General features: G+C 47.3%; 8 protein-coding genes. All 8 read left to right on the forward strand.

All coding sequences use genetic code 11. The features are described 5' to 3' along the window. The first annotated feature begins 28 nt into the window (after positions 1-28). The 8 genes from G8759_RS09810 (at position 29) to G8759_RS09845 (ending at position 19,097) form a co-directional block, all read left to right on the forward strand. Positions 29-373 (forward strand): PadR family transcriptional regulator, encoded by a 345-nt coding sequence (locus G8759_RS09810; RefSeq protein ID WP_162384887.1) that lies wholly within the window; start codon positions 29-31, stop codon positions 371-373. After that, the gene (locus G8759_RS09815) at positions 370-2,985 is read left to right on the forward strand and encodes an ABC transporter permease (RefSeq protein WP_232074191.1); all 2,616 of its coding nucleotides are present in this window, start codon (positions 370-372) and stop codon (positions 2,983-2,985) included. The genes G8759_RS09810 and G8759_RS09815 overlap by 4 nt, the downstream gene beginning before the upstream one ends. 99 nt (positions 2,986-3,084) lie before the next feature. Then, complete coding sequence (locus tag G8759_RS09820; RefSeq protein WP_232074192.1) at positions 3,085-5,718, forward strand: permease prefix domain 2-containing transporter; 2,634 nt, start codon at positions 3,085-3,087, stop codon at positions 5,716-5,718. 64 nt (positions 5,719-5,782) lie between these two features. After that, complete coding sequence (locus tag G8759_RS09825) at positions 5,783-8,440, forward strand: ABC transporter permease (RefSeq protein ID WP_232074193.1); 2,658 nt, start codon at positions 5,783-5,785, stop codon at positions 8,438-8,440. A gap of 79 nt (positions 8,441-8,519) precedes the next feature. Then, positions 8,520-11,204 carry a permease prefix domain 2-containing transporter gene (locus G8759_RS09830; RefSeq protein ID WP_232074194.1) on the forward strand — a complete coding sequence of 895 codons (2,685 nt, stop codon included), beginning with the start codon at positions 8,520-8,522 and terminating at the stop codon, positions 11,202-11,204. 63 nt (positions 11,205-11,267) lie between these two features. Continuing rightward, the gene (locus G8759_RS09835) at positions 11,268-13,901 is read left to right on the forward strand and encodes an ABC transporter permease (protein ID WP_167207455.1); all 2,634 of its coding nucleotides are present in this window, start codon (positions 11,268-11,270) and stop codon (positions 13,899-13,901) included. A gap of 43 nt (positions 13,902-13,944) precedes the next feature. Further along, on the forward strand, positions 13,945-16,593 hold the full coding sequence (locus G8759_RS09840) for a permease prefix domain 2-containing transporter (protein WP_167207457.1): 2,649 nt from the start codon (positions 13,945-13,947) through the stop codon (positions 16,591-16,593). Positions 16,594-16,742: 149 nt separating this feature from the next. Further along, complete coding sequence (locus G8759_RS09845; RefSeq protein ID WP_167207459.1) at positions 16,743-19,097, forward strand: ABC transporter permease; 2,355 nt, start codon at positions 16,743-16,745, stop codon at positions 19,095-19,097. Positions 19,098-19,164: the final 67 nt, after the last annotated feature.

The following is a 19,164-nucleotide window of genomic DNA, read 5'->3' on the forward strand; positions in this document are numbered from 1 at the left end:
CAGCAAAAGTAGAACTAAATCCTGCCGCATGAAACGGGCTTCGTTGGGCGAGTTTGAAGAAGTGGTTTTGCTGACTGTCGCCGTACTGGAAGTGCAAGGCCAGGCGTATGGCGTAGCGATTACTCACGAAATCATTGAGGAGACAGGCCGTTCCGTTCGGCTGAACCAGATTCACGCAGCTTTACAGCGGCTGGAAGATAAAGGTATGGTGAAGTCGGAAATGGGAGAACCGACTGCCGAACGAGGTGGACGACGCAAGCGCCTGTTTACGGTAACTGCCTATGGGCGTCGAACCTTGCAGGAAATTCAGGATGTCCGGGCTAGTTTATGGACTCGCCTGGTCAGCCCGTTCAAGCTGTCGACCAGCCTATGAAATCGGCTCCGAATCCTCCTCGCTGGGCCGATCGGATGCTGAACGTTATCTGCCCTCCTGATCGACTGGAGGAAGTACAGGGCGATTTGCACGAAGAGTTTGCCTATCAGATTGAACGGATCGGTGAGCGCCGGGCGCGGTGGCGCTACATCTGGGATGTACTGGGATTTGTGAAGTCTCCGCCGGTAGCCCGCCGACACGGAGCTTATTCAACAACTAATTTAATGAACCCAACCATGCTACAGAATTATCTAAAAATCGCGTTTCGGAACCTCGTTAAGAACAAGACGTTCTCGGGCGTTAACATCCTGGGCCTGGCATTGGGCATGGCCTGTAGTCTATTGATTATGCTTTGGGTGCAGGATGAACTAAGTATCGATGCTTTTCACGCTAACAAGCAGCAACTGTATCGGATTTATATGCGGGAGTATTTCAGCGGTAAAGTGCAGGGCGTAATCTGGACACCCGGTCCGTTAGCCGATGAACTGAAAAAGTCAATTCCTGAAATTCAGCTATCAACACCTTATGAGTGGGTGAGTGACCAGACGTTTTCTGTCGGAAGTAAAGTCAATAAACAGGCGACCAATGCGGCAAGTGCTGATTTCTTCAAAATGTTTAGCTATAAGCTCTTGCAGGGTACAGCCGAAGCCGCGTTGAAAGACCGAAATAGCCTGGCTATTTCCAGAAGCATGGCTGAGAGTTTCTTTGGCAGCCCCGAAGCAGCTATTGGCAAGACCATCCGCTTCGACAATCGGAAAGATTTACTGATAACGGCCGTCTTTGAAAACATAGCGAAGAACAGCACACTGACGTTCGACTGTTTACGAAATTGGGATGAATTTGTTGAGGATAATGGCTGGGCTAAAGGCTGGGATAGTACGGACCCACTCACGTTTTTTATGATTCGCCCCGATGCCGATCCGGCGAAGGTAGAAGCCAAAATCAAACATTTGCTGGATAAATTTAATCGGGATGGGAATAAGCCCGTTCATACCGAACTGGCCATGCAGCCTTTCCATGAGTATTATCTGAATAGCAATTTTAAGAATGCTCAGATCGATGGCGGGCGGATTGAATACGTACGGCTGTTTACTATGGTCGCTGTTTTTATCCTGCTGATAGCCTGCATCAATTTCATGAATCTGGCGACCGCTCGTTCGGGCAAACGGGCTAAAGAAGTTGGCGTTCGCAAAGTCGTTGGTGCCATGCGTTCACTGCTAATTGGGCAGTTTGTCGGCGAGGCCATGTTATTGACCGTTTTCTCAATTTTCCTGGCCATCTTATTCGTTGCTTTGTTGTTGCCTTCTTTTAATAGTCTGACGGACAAGCAGATAGGTCTTCCTGTTAATGATCTTTCGTTTTGGGGTATTCTGGCAGGATTGACATTGTTGACGGGGTTACTTGCTGGTAGTTACCCAGCCTTTTTTCTCTCCGCGCTCAACCCAATTCGGGTCTTGAAAGGAGCGATGAAAGTTGATACAAAGTCTACCTGGCTTCGGCAGGGGTTAGTCGTATTTCAATTTGCACTCTCCATTATTCTGATTGTCGGTATGATTATCATTTATCGACAGGTTGAGTATGTGCAGACCAAAAACCTGGGGTATGATCGCGAAAACCTGGTTTACTTTCCACTGGAAGGCGATCTGGTTAAGAATTACGACGTGCTGAAAGAGCAGATTTCGCAGATTTCCAGCATAAAACACGTATCACATATGACCGCGTCACCAGCCTCTAATGGCTCGGGCACTGAGGGTATAACCTGGACGGGTAGTGATCCAAACGGCAAAGTCCGGTTTACGCCCGTTGGTGTTGGGTACGATTTTGTCAAAACCATGAACCTAAGCGTCGCCGATGGCCGTGATTTCTCGAAAGCATATCCAACAGACTCCACTGGTTTTTTAATTAATGAAGCTGCACTCAAAGTGATCGGCTACAAAAATCCAATTGGGAAAATCATAAACTGGGGAAATGGTAAAGGTGCTATAATTGGCGTATTGAAAGACTTTCATTTCCAATCGCTACACACGTCCATACGGCCACTGATTGCTTATCTAAGTACGGATTCCAGGCGGCAGGGCGGTAATGTGATCGTTCGCATTGAAGGCGGGAAAACAAAGGAAGCACTTGCCAAATTGGAGGCCCTTTGCAAAAAAATGAATCCTAAGTTCCCCTTTACCTATTCGTTCACCGATCAGGAATATGCCCGCCAATACCAGAGTGAGCAGGTTGTCAGTAAGCTATCGAATTACTTTGCCTTCCTGGCCATCTTCATTTCGTGTCTGGGATTGTTTGGCCTGGCTACGTTCACCGCCGAACAACGGACCAAAGAGATTGGCGTTCGCAAAGTGCTCGGGGCATCGGTTTCCAGCATTGTAGGCCTACTCTCACAGGATTTTCTGAAACTGGTGGCAATCGCTATCCTCGTCGCGTCGCCTATAGCCTGGTGGGCAATGAATCAGTGGTTGCAGGGTTTTGCCTACAAAATTGATATTGAGTGGTGGATGTTCGTCGTGGCAGGGATATTGTCGGTAGCAATTGCGCTCTTGACGGTCAGTTTCCAGAGTATTAAAGCGGCTTTGATGAATCCCGTAAAGAGTCTGCGAGCTGAGTAATAGCGATTATGAAGCATGTACACTATAAAATGAACCGTACAGACAGCCCTGAGTGAACATTGATAAACTGCCTCTAACAATTAGTAGCCATTACTCACCATGAACGCTCCCCGCTTCGCTGATCGTCTACTCAAACTCGTCTGCGCTCCGGACCGACTGGAGGAAGTGCAGGGCGATCTGCACGAAGAGTTTGCCTATCAGGTGGGGCGGCTTGGCGAGCGTCGGGCGCGGTGGCGCTACTGGCAGGATGTACTGGGATTTATTTGGCTCTCGGTTATAAAACGCCGACAAAAACTAAACGTATCAACCTATCAAACAAACCCGATCATGTTTCGGAATTACGCTAAAATCACCTGGAGAAACGTACTGCGGTATCGCCTAAACAGTTCGCTTACTGTGGTTGGACTTGCCCTGGGGCTGGCCTGTGGATTACTGATTATTCTTCATGTACGGGAGGAACTGAATTACGACAAAGGGTTTTCGAAGGCAGATCGCATTTACAGGATTACGTCAGAGAATATTGGACAGAAGAGCCGGCAGTGGGCTGCCACTTCGCCAATTCTGGGCGTAGAAATGCAGCAACAAATCCCTGCCATTGAGCGCGTGGCCCGATTTCATCGCCCTTATCCAGATCGGGTATTCAGTTATAAATCGTCGGGTGGTGAGTTGCATCAGTTTGAAGAGAAAAGCGGATATTTTGCCGATTCGACAGTAGTCGACGTATTCGATCTTTCGTTTGTGAAAGGTGATCCACGAACAGCGTTGAAGCAGATTGATGCGATTGTGCTGACCGAAGCGCTGGCGAAAAAATACTTTGGTGACGAAGAGCCACTGGGGAAACGGATTCAGGATGATCTGGACAAACGTCCGTTAACCGTAACTGGCGTAATCAGGCGTTTTCCGTTTCCTGCACACCTGCAATTCGACTACCTCATTTCCATGTCCACGTACGATAAGTATGTCGATAAACGTGATCGCGAAAGCCGGGGATGGGCTGGATTTTATAACTATGTTTTACTCAACAGCAACTCGACGCGCTCGGCCGTAGAAGCGCGAATACCCGAGTTTATGGTGAAGTTCTATGAGGTAAAAGGTGAAACCAGAAATGAAATTCTGGCGACCCGAAAGACGAACCTTCAGCCGATTACGGACATTCACCTGCACTCAAAACTGGAAAAGGAAATGGGGCCTAACAGCGACATTACGTATGTCTATGTTTTTTCCATTGCGGCCCTGTTTATCCTGCTGCTTGCTGCGGTCAATTTTGTCAATATGGCCACGGCTCAGGCATTTAACCGAATGAAGGAAGTGGGCGTACGGAAGGTACTGGGCGCCCGCAAAGAACAGCTGATCAACCAGTTTTTAGGTGAATCATTTATTCTGACACTGGCGGCAGCTTTATTGGCGTTTCTTGTGTTCAGGCTGGCCATTCCCTTTTATAATGAGCTGACGGCCAAGGATCTTCACTTTGGTGAGTTGTTCAGTCCAGCCAACGCCCTACTAATTATAATGCTGGTTTCCTTAATCAGCGTGGTCGCCGGATTTTATCCCGCCTGGTTCATTTCTAATTTCGATCCCATTAATTCCCTGAAAGGGAAGAAAAATCAGGTTTCATCAGTTACGCTGATTCGAAAAGGGCTGATTGTATTCCAGTTTAGCGTATCGGTCTTCATGATCTTCGGTACCATCGTCGTGTATCGACAAATGAAGTTTTTCCAGAGTAAAGACCTGGGCTTCGATCATGAGCAGGTAGTCGCCGTAAAGCTCTATGGGCGGGAAATGTGGGAAAAAGCAAACACGCTTCAGCAGGAATTACTGAAAAATTCAGCCATCACGAATGTTTCCCGGATTTCTACTTTGCCCGGCGATCGATTTGGTACAGATATGCTTACGCCACTGGGAAAATCGGAAGATGCCAGCCAGATGCGGTTCTTGTGGGCCGATGAAAACACGCTTCCAGTACTCCAGATTGGGGTAAAATCGGGCAACAATTTTGTCAAAAAAGCGAATAGGTCGCCCTTGTCTTTTATTCTGAACGAATCGGCGGTTAAAGCCCTGAAACTGAATTCTCCTATCGGGCAGAAAGTGGCCGCATTAGGCGATACGGGAGAGATAGTCGGCGTCGCGAAAGACTTTCATTTTGCTTCCCTGCATACCACCGTAGACCCATTGGTGATTGTTCAGGATCCAGGCCAGGCAAACTATTTTCTGCTAAAAATAAAAGGTAATAAACTCCCTGAAACCATGCAGTTTGCCCGCTCTACTCTGGCACGTCTTTCGCCCGAAAGCCTGTTCATTTATACGTTTCTGGACGAAAAACTGGCTCGGCTATACGATTCAGAACAGCGGGTAGGAAATGTGCTGAATGTGTTTGCCATTTTCGCTATGTTCATTTCCTGCCTGGGTCTTTTTGGCTTATCCGCTTATGCTGCCCAGGTGCGGACCAAAGAAGTCGGCATTCGGAAAGTACTTGGCGCTACGGTTTCGGGCATCATGGTAATGCTCTCCAGAGACTTCCTGCAATTAGTCCTAATAGCCATCCTGCTTGCGTCGCCATTGGCCTGGTGGGCTATGAGTCAGTGGCTGCAGAGCTTTGCTTATCCAATTCACATTGAGTGGTGGATGTTCGCTGCAACAGGCTTTCTGACTATTGCCGTTGCCGTTTTAACCATTAGTTTCCAGAGTATCAAAGCGGCTTTGATGAATCCGGTAAAATCACTGCGAGCTGAATGATAGAAGCGAAAGCCTACGTTGATAACCTCAGAAAATAATCATTTTTCAGTAACCATTACTCACAATGAGTTCCTCCCGCAACCGCGCTGGTGGACCGGTCGGACCGCCCCGCTTCGCTGATCGTTTGCTCAAACTCGTCTGCGCTCCGGATCGACTGGAGGAAGTGCAGGGCGATCTGCACGAAGAGTTTGTGTACCAGGTGGGGCGGCTTGGCGAGCGTCGGGCGCGGTGGCGCTACGTCTGGGATGTGCTGGGATTTATAAAACCTCAATCTGCCCGACAGTTGTCTGGAAGGCCATTTGCCGGAAAACCGCATTTAAACGAGTACTCAACTCCATCTTTAGTCAATATCTATATGCTACGTAATTATTTCAGAACCGCCTGGCGCAATTTGTTGAAGAACCGATTCTATTCGGTGATTAATATTACTGGCCTGACTGCCGGTTTATCAGTCGGTATTCTGATTTTACTGTGGGTACAGGATGAACTTAGCTTTGATCGTTTTCATGGTCAGGCTACCAACATCTACCGGCTCGAAAATAGAGTCGGCACCGGAACGAGCCAGCAAATCTGGACGACGACTGTAGCACCCATTGCCAATTTTGCCAAAAAAGAGCTTCCCGAAGTAAAAAACGCCCTTCGCTTAACGGGGAATGGGTATTTCACCTTATTTAAATACAGGGATAAAACGTTTAATGAGGAGCGTACATCGTTTACAGATCCGGCTTTTTTCTCTGTATTTGACTTCAATCTCATTCAGGGAAATCCGGCAAATCCATTTCCCGACGACCATTCGATTGTTCTGACCGAAACCACCGCCAAACGCTATTTTGGGAATGAAAATCCATTGGGGAAAATACTGGCGGCCAATGAAAACGTATCCTTTAAGGTGAGTGGTATCATTCGGGATTTCCCCAAAAATTCGACTATTGATAACGACATGTTTATGCCTATATCCCTCCTGTTCAAAACGATGTATAAGGACAACCGGGATGGTAAAAACATGGACAATGATTTTTCTCAGTTTAGTTATGATACCTACCTCTTGCTGCAACCCGGTACGTCGATCGGGAATCTGGCAACTAAACTGCGTAACATACACCTCCGAAATAAGCCCGACGACACCGACCTGACTTACCTGTTACAGCCACTGCCCGACATGCATTTATATAAAGCGGATGGCACCAATGGTGGTATTGAAACGGTCAGGATGTTTGCCATGATTGCGCTGCTGATTTTGGCGATTGCCTGCATTAACTACGTAAATCTCTCGACGGCCCGTTCCATGCTCCGTTCTAAAGAGGTGAGTATGCGTAAAATTGTGGGGGCTGCTAAGACACAGTTATTTATGCAGTTCGTGATTGAAACGGCGCTACTGTTTTTTCTGGCGGCAATCCTGGCTATTGGGTTGATTTATGCGCTTTTGCCCTCATACAATGACCTTTCGGGCAAACAACTTGTCATTGATTTTTCTGACTATCACATCTGGCAGGTGATTGGCCTCACCATTACCGGCACACTGATCGCTTCGAGTATTTATCCGGCATTGCTACTCTCTTCGCTCGAGCCACTCAAAGCACTAAAAGGCAAAATATCGGCCCGCTTTAGTGAAGCTGTATTTCGGAGGGTATTGGTAGTAACTCAGTTTGCGGTTTCGATAATTCTGATCGCCGGTACGTTCATTATCGGCAATCAGCTGCGATACATTCGCTCAAAAGAATTGGGTTATGATAAAACGCATGTCTTCGCTTTTTTCATGCGCGATATGAGCAAGCATTACGATGCGATAAGAGCAGAACTGCTCAATCAGCCGGGTATTGCTGCTGTTACCAGGGCCAGTTCAAACATAGTCAGGCTTGGTGAGCAAACCGGTAATAATGAGTGGGATGGGAAAGCGCAGGGCGAAACCATGATGATGCGACCTGTGGCGATCGATAAGGACTTTATTCCCTTCTTCAAAATGAAGTTGCAGCAGGGTGCCAATTTTACCGGTGCCGTTTCTGATTCACTCCATTTTATCTTAAACGAAACAGCTATAAAAGCCGCCCGGATTAAAAACCCGATTGGCAAACGCTTTAAACTTCGGAATCACAACGGAACCATTATTGGCGTTGTCAAAGATTTTCATTTTGCCTCCATGCGGCAAAAAATTGAGCCCGCCATATTTTATTATGAGCCCAGTCAAATGCGGGCGATTTATATAAAAACAACCGGAAAGGATGCCGAGCAGGTGATTGCGGCCGCCCAACGGTCCTGGAAACAATATAATCCTGATTACCCGTTCGACTACTCATTCCTGGACGATGTGTTTAACAATCTTTACAAGTCGGAGCAGAAGACCGGATTTCTCTTCAATGTCTTTGCAACGATTGCCATTCTGATATCCTGCCTGGGTTTGTTTGGTCTGGCAACGTACACGGCACAGGTACGAACCCGCGAGATTGGCGTCCGTAAAGTGCTGGGTGCCAGTGTTGTGGGTATCATTGAGCTGTTAGCCAAAGACTTTATTAAACTCGTTATTATCGCCATTGTCATTGCTGTGCCAATTTCCTGGTATTCGATGCGCTTGTGGTTACAGGATTTCGCGTATCGAGTCGATGTTCAGTGGTGGATTTTTGCATTGTCGGGTTTACTGGCGTTGGTTATAGCCTTGCTAACAGTCAGCTTTCAGAGCATCAAAGCGGCTCTGATGAATCCGGTGAAATCGCTGCGATCGGAGTAATGAAAAATGAACCGTACTAGCGACCCCGAACGTGGATTGTCGATGAACTTTAAAAATTAGTAGTCATTCCAGATTACTCATGAAGAACAAGCCACGCAACCGCGCCGACGAACCGGTTGGACCGCCCCGCTGGACCGACCGACTCTTAAGCTGGTTTCTCGCTCCGGATCGACTGGAGGAAGTGCAGGGCGATCTGCATGAGGAGTTTGCCTATCAGGTGGGTCGAATTGGGGAACGTCGGGCGCGGTGGCGCTATGTGTGGGATGTGCTGGGCTTTATCAAACCTTCGCCGGGATGGCCATTCGCGAGTCAGCGTAAATCAGCAGTAGGGGTCGTACATCACTGGTATGGAACCACTTCATCATCATCTTTTCTAAGTCCGATTATGATCCAGAACTATGTCAAAATCGCCTGGCGCAATTTGCTGAAAGACCGTCAATTTACGCTACTTAACCTGATCGGTTTGTCTACTGGTTTGGTTTGTACGTTGTTAATTTATCTGTGGGTAAATGATGAATTACACATTGACAAAGTCAACGAAAAAGATGATCAGCTTTTTCAGGTGATGGCCAATCACCACCACGAAGATGGTATCAAAACGATCAACCATACACCCGGTCTTCTGGCGAATGCGCTGGCATCGGAAATGCCTGAAATTGAGCATGCTGTACCGGTCGTTCCTGCCTCCTGGTTTTCCAGTAAAGGAATAATTTCTTCTGGCGAGACGCATTTAAAAGCGGGCAGTCAATTTATTGGAAAGGATTATTTCAATGTATTTACGTGCCCATTTATCCTGGGTGATAAAAACAGCGTTTTCTCGGGCAAACAAACGATTGCCATTTCACAGGATCTGGCCATAAAACTATTTGGTACAGTTGACAATATTCTCGGCAAAACGGTCAAATGGGATTATGGTGAGTTTAGTGGGTTTTATAGCATTGGCGGTGTGTTTGCAAACAGCCCGGTCAACTCGACAGAGCCGTTCGATATGCTGTTTAACTTCGAACTGTTTGTCGAAAAAAGACCTGGTATGAAATCCTGGGGCAATAGCGACCCCAGTACATTTCTGATTGTAAAGAACGGAACAGAAATGAACCGGTTCAACGCTAAAATAAAGGATTATCTCAAGTCAAAAGATAAAACACAGACGGCACAATTATTTGCCATTAAATACGCTGACAAATACCTCTATGGCCAATTTGAAAATGGTGTGCAGGTTGGCGGAAGAATTACCTATGTGAAGCTATTTTCGATTATTGCACTCTTTATCCTGCTGATTGCCTGCATCAATTTTATGAATTTATCGACGGCAAAAGCATCTGGCAGAATGAAAGAAGTGGGTATCAAAAAAGTAGTTGGAGCCCTTCGCAGTTCGCTTGTTTTTCAGTACTTGGGCGAGTCCATTCTGATGGCTTTTATGGCCCTCGTCATGGCCTTTTTCCTGCTCATTTTATTGCTTCCTCAATTTAACACCATTACCGGAAAGCATATTGGGATCGACTTTAACGGCCCGCTTATTCTGTCAGTTTTAGGGATCGCCTTATTGACTGGTCTGGTGGCGGGTAGCTATCCCGCCCTATATCTTTCGGGCTTTAATCCGACAGCCGTACTGAAAGGCAAACTCAAAACCTCAGTCGGTGAATTATGGATAAGAAAGGGTTTAGTCGTATTTCAGTTCACGGTTTCGATCGTGTTTATCGTCTCCGTTTTGGCTGTTTACCGGCAAATTGACTACATACAATCTAAAAATCTGGGCTACAACCGGGAGAACATTATCCATTTTGAAATTCCCCTGGAAATGGATTCTGTCAAATTGAAAACCGCAGAGGCATTTCTGAGCGAAATCAAAACAATTCCGGGCGTTATTAACGCATCGAGCTATTATCACAATTTGACGGGTGATCATGGTGCTATTTCCGGGTTTGAATGGCCGGGAAGACCACCGGGAAGAGATATCGAATTTTCGAATCTGGAAGTCGGCTACAATTTTATCGAAACGCTGGGAATGGACCTGAAAGAGGGGCGCAGCTTTTCCAACAATGCGAATGCCCAGAACGAGATCATATTCAACGAAGCCGCCATTAAAAGCATGGGACTGAAAGATCCGATTGGAAAGACTGTAAAGTTCTGGGATCGGAAACGACAGATCGTGGGTGTGGTGAAGAATTTCAATTTTGAATCACTCTACGAAACCGTAAAACCCTGCTTTTTTCAGGTTTATCCAGTCATGCCCAATATCATGGTGAAGATTAAAGGAGGATCTGAGAAACAGACTATTGCGCAGATTCAAAAAACGTTTCAGGCTTATAACAAAGGGATTGTTTTTGATTACCAGTTTCTGGACGAAAACTACAACGCGCTCTACGCGTCAGAACGCAGGATCAGTATTCTGTCGCAGTATTTTGCCGGGCTCACGATCCTCATTTGCTGCCTGGGCCTGTTTGGGTTAGCCGCTTTCACGGCTCAACGGAGGCAAAAGGAAATCGGTATCCGAAAGGTTGTCGGAGCCACTGTGGGCAATGTTGCGACTATGCTATCAGTGGATTTTCTGAAACTGCTATTCATTGCTATGCTGATTGCGTTTCCCCTGATTGGCTGGGCACTGAATCAATGGCTTAACAACTTTGCTTATCATATTGATCTGGGCATGGGCATATTTATACTAGCCGCAGCCTCGATCACGATAATTACATTGTTGACTGTGGGCTATCAGGCGATCAAAGCGGCATTGATGGACCCTGTGAAATCGCTGCGGTCGGAGTAATGTAAACGAAGCAACGCATATCGATAGTCAATAGATGCCCCGTAAATTCATTCGCCATTCCTCATGATAAATAAACCGCCCCGCTGGACCGACCGACTCTTAAGCTGGTTTCTCGCTCCGGATCGACTGGAGGAAGTGCAGGGCGATCTGCACGAAGAGTTTGCCTATCAGGTGGGTCGAATTGGGGAACGTCGGGCGCGGTGGCGCTATGTGTGGGATGTGCTGGGCTTTATCAAACCTTCGCCGGGATGGCCATTCCGGAATCAGCGTAAACCGGTAGCCCACCGATATGGGGCTTATTCAACAACTAATTTAATGAACCCAACCATGCTAGGGAATTATCTAAAAATCGCGTATCGGAATCTAGTTAACAACAAAGGATTCTCGACAATCAATATCGTTGGTTTGTCTGTTGGTATGGCCGTTGCGATGCTGATCGGACTTTGGGTGTACGACGAATTATCGTTCAATACGTACCACCAGAACCACGCTCGCATTGCGCAGGTACTGGAAAATCAGACCTTGGATAAGGGTATTCAAACATTTGGGGCTTTGCCCATGCCACTAAGCCAGGAACTGCGCACCAAATACCCTAATGACTTCAAATACGTAGTGGCTACGACCTGGGGTTTCGATCAGATCGTGGCGTATCAGGATAAAAAATTTACAAAAGCCGGAAGCTATGCAGAAGCTGAATTTCCGGAAATGATGACACTGAAAATGCTGAAAGGTACACGCCAGGGGTTAACAGATCCAGCTTCGGTTTTGCTTTCCGAATCAATGTCCACTGCGCTTTTTGGCGATACCGATCCGCTTCATAAAATCATTAAAATTGGCAATAAACATACGGTGCAGGTCAGGGGTGTTTATGAAGATTTGCCCCATAATTCAGCGTTTAAAGACGTTGCGTTTGTTGCGCCGATTGCCCTGCTTTTCGCGTCGGGAGAAGGAATGGATAACTGGCGCAGTAGTTCATTTGAAATTTTTACACAACTCCAGCCAAACAGCAGTTTTGATGCGGTTTCTCTGAAAATCAAGGATGTATTTTACAGTCACATTAAAGACAAGACCCAATCTGCGCTCTTTTTGTATCCCATGACCCAATGGCATCTGTATTCGGAGTGGGAGAACGGAGCTAGCAAGGGCGGCCGGATTCAGTTTGTATGGCTTTTCAGCATCATCGGTGCTTTTGTATTACTGCTGGCCTGCATCAATTTCATGAATCTGAGCACAGCCCGTTCGCAGAAACGGGCCAAAGAAGTAGGCATCCGGAAAACTATTGGTTCGTTGAGACGACAGATTATTGGCCAGTTTTTTAGTGAGTCGTTTCTGATCGTGTGCTTGTCGTTTGTGTTGTCGCTGCTTTTGGTTCAACTCAGTCTGCCCTATTTTAATGAAGTGGCCGACAAGCAAATGACAATCCTATGGCTGGATTCGAGATTCTGGTTTTTCAGTATTGGCTTTTGCTTCTTCACGGGAATTGTAGCCGGAAGTTACCCGGCTCTTTATCTCTCTTCGTTTCAGCCGATAAAAGTGCTAAAAGGAACCATTACTATTGGCCGATTGGCGTCCATTCCCCGTCAGGTACTGGTCGTGGTGCAGTTTACCGTTTCCGTTACGCTGATTATCGGAACGATCATTGTTTTTCGCCAGATTCAGTTCGCCAAAAACCGACCGATTGGCTACAGCCGGGAAGGGCTGATCAACATTATGATGAATACGCCCGAAATACAGGGAAATTACGATGCCATCCGAAATGAATTGTTAGAAACTGGTGTCGTTGCCGACATGGCCGAATCGTCGAGCCCGATCACGAACATCTGGTCATCGGCCAATAATCTGGAGTGGCGTGGTAAAGATCCGAACCGACAGGCATCATTTGGAACAATTTCCGTTACGCCGGATTTTGGAAAAGTTATTGGCTGGAAAATCAAGGAAGGACGCGAATTTTCAAGACAGTTTGCGAGCGATTCACTGACTTTTTTGTTTAACGAAGCGGCCGTAAAACAGACCGGATTGACAAATCCGGTTGGTGAAATTATCAAATGGCATGGTAAAAACTGGAAACTTATCGGGGTCGTAAAAGATATGGTGATGAAATCGCCGTTCGAGCCCGTCATGCCCACGGTTTTTATGATCGATACGAAGGAACGGGGCTTAAATGTCATTCATATCAAGCTGAATCCTGCGCTCAGTGCTCGGGAGGCTTTGGGTAAAATAGAAGCCGTTTTCAAAAAAATCAACCCCGCTGCTCCCTTCGATTACCGTTTTGCCGATCAGGAATATGCGGCAAAATTCGCGGCTGAAGAACGGATCGGTAAACTGGCCAGTTTCTTCGCGGGCTTAGCCATTTTTATATCCTGTCTGGGCATCTTTGGTCTGGCTTCATTCATGGCTGAACAGCGGACCAAAGAAATTGGCGTCCGCAAAGTGCTGGGGGCTTCAGTGGCAAATCTCTGGGGTTTATTGTCAAAAGATTTTGTGGTCCTGGTCATCATTTCCTGTCTCATTTCGTCGCCCATTGCCTGGTATTTGCTGGACAACTGGTTGAGTAAGTATGAATACCGGACAGAAATAGCCGGGTGGATCTTTGTTGCTGCGGGCTTCGGGGCTTTGCTAATCACGTTGTTGACGGTGAGCTATCAGGCGCTTAAGGCTGCCCTGATGAATCCAGTCAAATCACTACGGTCGGAGTAATGTAAACGAAGCTACGCGTATCCCTTGTCAATCTGGCTGCTATATGAAGAACGCGCCCCGAAACCGCGCCGACGAACCGGTTGAACCGCCCCGCTGGGCTGATCGACTCTTAGCGTGGCTACTCGCTCCTGAACGGCTTGAGGAAGTGCTGGGCGATCTGCATGAGGAGTTTGCCTATCAGGTGGGTCGAATTGGAGAACGTCGGGCGCGGTGGCGCTATGTGTGGGATGTTCTGGGGTTTGTCAAACCTCCGCCGGGATGGCTCTTTGCTGTAAAACAAAATCACCAGAAATTTACTTCAACGCCTTTAGTAAGTATGGATATGATTCGCAATTATTTCGCAATCGCTTTTCGTCAACTCTGGAAAAATCAATTGTTCAGCGCGGTAAATATCATTGGCTTAACCGTTGGATTAGCCGTCAGCACCTTGATAGCGTTATACGTCTGGCACGAGTTTCATTATGACCGCTTCGAGCCCTTTGCTGATCGAACCTACCGGATCATGTCAATCATGAAATATGGTGATCAGGATGTTACATTCACCGGATTACAGGAAGCGTTTGGCCGTGAAGTAAAACAGCAGATTCCGGAAGTTGAAGAGGTTGTTCGCATTTCGGATGGCGACGCTATACTTCAATCGGATCAGAATCACCAGTTTAACGAAGAACACATTGGCTTTGCTGATGCTTCAACGCTATCTGTATTCGGGTTGCGAGTACTTCAGGGCGATGCCAGAACGGCTCTTCGGGAGCCCGGTCGAATCGTACTGACCCGGCAATTGGCCGAGAAATATTTTGGTACCCAAAATCCCGTTGGCAAAACGATGATTTATGACAAACATTTCCCGCTCACCGTTTCGGCCGTACTTGATGATTTGCCAACCAATTCCGTGATTCAGTTTAATGGATTGGTTTCTTTACATTCAATGCCTTCGCTTGGTGCTCAACAACAGGATTTATACAAAGGGCAAGGTTTTCTAAGTACCTATCTGGTATTGCACCAGGGAGCCAGCGCAAGCGCGGTTGAAACGAAACTGAAGACGATTAAAAGCGGAATCCATTTCGTTGGAATGTCGGCAAAATTTTTTCTGGAAGCCTTGCCCACGTTGCACCTGGATAGCCGCAACACCTCAAAGAGCGTTCGGCAGTCTTTATACATCCTGATGACGATTGCGCTGGTTATTCTGGTGTTAGCCGTCATCAATTACATCAGTCTCACGACCGCCAGAGCTACCAAGCGGGCGCGTGAAGTGGGTATTCGCAAAGCCATTGGTGGGCAGCGAAGCGAACTGATCGGTCAGTTTTTTATGGAATCATTTCTGACCACTACGCTGGCGTTTCTGTTGTCGCTCGCACTGCTTCAGGGGCTTTTTCCGTGGGCAAATCATGCCCTTGATCTGCATATGGACAAACGCGTATTGACCCAGGGCCCATACCTGGGGCTGATGCTGGCTTTATGGTTGGGGTGTTCAATTCTGTCGGGAAGTTATCCGGCATTATTGCTGTCCGGTTTTCGACCAGCCCTTGTTCTCAAGGGCGCAATCGGTTGGCGGCAGAGTGGGGTAGGGGTTCGTCGGGTTTTTACGACGGTTCAGTTCACGGCGAGTATTGGGTTGCTGATTTGCAGTCTGGTGCTGTATGCGCAAATGCGTTTTCTGCGAACGAAAAACCTGGGCATTAATCGCGCACAGGTGGTTGCCATTCATATCGACGGAGAAATGGTGCCGCAATTCCCGGGCCTTCGCGATGCCATTCGGCAATGGGCGGGAACTGGTAACGTAGCGGTTTCGAACTCGGCGTTATTTACCAACAGAATTGCCATCATGTTTATAAACGCTGAAAAAAATAAGAAGCAACTTATGGTGAATGTCTTAAGCGTTGATAAGCCGTTTTTTGATATGATGGGTGTTCGCTGGCAATATCGTCCACTTGGTTGGGAAGTCGGCCCGGTAACCAAAGACCTGACTGTATATAACCAAACGCTGATCAAAGAAGCCGGTATTAAAGGGAATCCGCTCCAGCAACCTGCTCCCCTAAAAGATCAGCCCGCCGACGGAATTACCACAGATTTTCATCTGCGCAGTCTGCATGGTGCTGTTTCGCCCATGAAATTAACCGTTGTTAGTGATACGAACCGTTCTATTCTGGCAAAAGGTGGTTATCTGTTAGTGAAGCTGAATCCGAACACCGATGTTTCCAAATCCCTCGATCAACTCAAAACGCTATACAACCATAGTCAGCCCACCGCTCCATTCGACTATTATTTTCTGGACGAAGCCTATGATAAACTATATTCACGGGAAACACGCCTGATGCAGCTGTTCAATGGCTTTACGATACTCACACTGCTGGTGGCTTGCCTGGGTTTACTCGGTCTGATGACCTTTTCGGTTGAAGTGCGGACTAAAGAAATTGGCGTTCGCAAAGTGCTGGGTGCATCGGTTTCGGGCATTGTCGTTTTGTTGTCCAAAGATTTTCTCAAACTCGTCCTGATTTCCATCCTCATCGCATCGCCGATTGCCTGGTACGCGATGAACAAATGGTTGCAGGATTTTGCCTATAAGGTCAGCATTGAGTGGTGGGTATTTGCACTGGCGGGCGGACTGGCAACAGGCATTGCCTTATTGACTATATCCTTTCAGAGCGTGAAAGCTGCCCTGGCAAATCCCGTTAAAAGTCTGCGGAATGATTAATGCAGAGACCTGACCGCTGGTGCACAATACTTTACAACGCTACAAAATACGCCCAAAAGCACATTTTTTCATAAGACCGCATACGCCAAGCAACGAAAGCAGAAATTTCCTGTCTTTTAGGACGATCGCTCCTCAAAAGACAGGAAACTATGTTCCGGAACTACGTCAAAATCGCCTGGCGCAACATTGCCAAGAGTAAAACCTTTTCCTTTATCAATGTATTGGGTCTGGCGCTGGGCATGACCAGTAGTTTGCTAATTCTTCTTTGGGTGCAGGATGAGCGGAGTATCGACCAGTTTCACGCCAATGGTCCGCGCATCTATCAGGTGATGGAAAATCAACAATGGACGGGCAATGATATCAGTACCACACCCTCGACACCCGGCCCGTTGGCACTGGCCTTGACGGCCGAAGTGCCGGAAGTAGAAAAAAGCGTCAAGATTACCTGGCAGGAAGAACAGTTGCTGAGCGTAGGCGATAAAGCCTACAAAGAGAAAGGACGCTATGCCAGCCCGGATTTATTCCAGATTTTCTCCTTCCCCTTCGTTCAGGGCAACCCGAAGACAGCCATTGTTGGGCCATCGTCCATTGTTATCTCTGAAAAAGTAGCGATGAAACTCTTCGGTCGGACCGACGTTGTTGGCCGGACCGTTCGGGTAAATAACAAAGACGATCATCAGGTAACGGGTATTGTGCAGGATATTCCTGAAACGTCGTCGCTGAAATTTGACTTTGTGCTGCCCGAAGCACCCTATGAGAAAGAGAACGAGTGGCTGACAAAGTGGGAAAATAACGGCATTCGGACATACGCACTATTGCACCAGAATGCCGACGTAAATGTCGTTAATGCCAAGATTTTGAACATGGTTCGGAAGCACGACAAAAATGTGACAACCATCACGACATTCATGTTTCCCTATGAAGAGGCTTATTTACACTCAAAATTTACAAACGGAAAGCCCGACGGTGGTCGCATTGAATACGTGCGGCTATTCACGATCGTTGCTATTTTTCTGTTGATCATTGCCTGTATCAACTTCATGAATTTAGCCACGGCCCGGTCGGCCAAACGAGCGAAAGAAGTTGGGATTCGGAAGGTAGTAGGAGCAGAGCGGTCTTACCTCGTTGGGCAGTTTGTCGGCGAAGCGGTGCTGATGTCTTTACTCTCGCTGCTGATTGCCATGATTTTGGTGCCGTTGCTACTGCCGGTGTTCAATACGTTGACGGAGAAACACATTTCCATTCAATATACGAATCCGTTTTACTGGTTAAGGCTACTCGGACTGGCAGTGATAACCGGCCTTGTATCAGGAAGTTATCCGGCTTTGTTTCTGTCGTCGCTTCAGCCAGTGAGGGTTTTGAAAGGAACGCTGCGGTTCAATGCCGGAGCCGTTTTATTTCGGCAGGGACTGGTCGTGTTTCAATTTTCACTTTCGTTGCTATTGATTATAGGAACCTTGATCGCTGGTCGGCAAGTGGATTACATCCGCACGAAAAACCTGGGACTCGACCGCGAGAATGTGGTTTATATGACACTTGAAGGCGATTTGTCGAAACGATTCGATTCATTCCGTGAAGAGTTATTGCAGGCACCCGGTATTCAGTCAGTATCATCATCGGGCAATGATCCGATGGAAATTGGTAGCTCAACTATTGGAGTGGAATGGAAAGGAAAACCCGAAGGCGATAAAACCCTGTTTACAAATATGGCCGTTAGTTATGATTTCATAAAGACAATGAAAATCAAGCTATTGGCCGGACGTGACTTTTCGAAAGCCTTCGTGACCGATAGTACCAACTACCTCGTCAATGAAGAGGCAGCCCGCCGGATGGGTATGAAAAATCCAGTTGGGCAGGATTTGAAATTCTGGAGTAAGTCAGGTAAGATTATCGGTTTGATGAAAAATTTTCACGTAAATTCATTACGCGTTGCCATCGAACCGCTGATTATTCGGCTGGATTCAACGAATTATACGCTGCTGGTCCGCACCCATCCCGGCCAGACCGAACAGGCGCTCAAGAGTATGGAGCGGCTGGCGAAGCAGTTCAACCCCGCCTATCCATTTGACTATCGCTTTGCTGACGAGAGTTTCCGGGAGCAGTATAAAAGTGAGACGCTCATTGGAAAGCTGGCTAATTACTTTGCCATTATTGCCATTTTTATCGCCTGTCTGGGGTTATTTGGGCTGGCCATGTTTACGGCTGAACAGCGGACCAAAGAAATTGGCGTTCGCAAAGTGCTGGGGGCGTCAGTGACCAGCATCGTGGCGTTACTCTCCAAAGACTTCCTGAAGCTCGTCCTGATTTCCATCTTCATTGCATCGCCCCTGGCCTGGTACGCCATGCACCAATGGCTGGCCGATTTTGCGTATCGAATCGATATTGAGTGGTGGGTATTTGTGCTGGCGGGATTATTGGCCGTGGGCATTGCTCAATTGACGGTTAGTTTTCAGAGTATCAAAGCCGCCCTGATGAATCCGGTGAAGAGCCTGCGAAGTGAATAAGTCACGGAGTCTGGAAAGGAGAGGATCGTTTCTGGTCCCATCGCCCGTTTTCAGATTTTTACACTCC

The sequence above is a fragment of the Spirosoma aureum genome, from assembly GCF_011604685.1.
Classification (GTDB): Bacteria; Bacteroidota; Bacteroidia; order Cytophagales; family Spirosomataceae; genus Spirosoma; species Spirosoma aureum.